The organism is Shewanella hafniensis, assembly GCF_019655335.1.
Lineage (GTDB): Bacteria > Pseudomonadota > Gammaproteobacteria > Enterobacterales > Shewanellaceae > Shewanella > Shewanella hafniensis.
Window position 1 is genome coordinate 1 of the sequence record NZ_BPFD01000190.1, and the last position, 914, is coordinate 914.

The 914-nt window shown below is 45.2% G+C and carries 1 protein-coding gene; it reads right to left on the reverse strand.

The window, feature by feature from the left end; all coding sequences use genetic code 11:
• A partial coding sequence (locus tag K5Q99_RS21850) for a hypothetical protein (RefSeq protein WP_220778124.1) occupies window positions 1-664 on the reverse strand: 664 nt, incomplete at its 3' end.
• Window positions 665-914 lie beyond the last annotated feature (250 nt).

Consider the following 914-nt stretch of genomic DNA (forward strand, 5'->3'; position numbering starts at 1 on the left):
CTTGCCCTATCCCATCATGCCATTTCAATAAAATGGTTTGCCGCGCGGCTTTTGTCTTAAAGGAATGCTCTATTTCGACGGCACAAATTGTTCCATCCACCTCCCTCACTATCCCATCCACATTTCGCACACTGCTGTGAGTAAAACGCCGTTTAAACTCGGGCTCAGTCATCATGGCACACCATAGCGGATTTGACTCTCCATTAGGCTTGTGATGATGGATGCCTTTCAACAACACAAACTGCATGATTAAGTCGTGCATTAAAGTGTTCTGGTTCACTTGCAGCGCCGGATGCTCTTTCGCACGATAATAGACTGCAACATTCAGTAACTCTTCGGCGTATTTTGCGCCACTGTAAGTGAGTGTATAAACACGGCCATCGTGGGAACGATGGGTAGTAACAAGGCAAAGCAGTTGCTCTTGGACAAGCTTATTTAAATGCTCCAGAGATTGCCGATGGCTGATGCCATAGAGCCAAGCAATGTTACTCGGTGAAATCAGGCCAAATCGAGCCACCAATTTCATGGTGAACTCGCGGCGGATTTTCCCCGTTTTATTGTTATTTACACCAGGTCGATATTGCATATCGAAATTCAAAAACGGGTCGTATCGAAGTGGAAGATTCGCGACAGATTTATCCTTTACGCTACTGTGTGATGTCATTAAAAATACCTTTGATTAAATGGGTACAATTAACTAGCCATCGAGGGGACAAATTTAACGCATTGATGATATTTTTGAGTGAATAGTTGCAGATTTTCATCACGATAAACTGCTTTCATCCTATCGGAATGAAAATAGCGATGAACATCGCTACCAAGCCAGCCTTTGGCTGATGAGTCACTTGCTGCGCAAACGACTCAGATGCCCTGAAGCGCCCGCCAGCTCTGATGACTCGTCATCGACGCTGGCT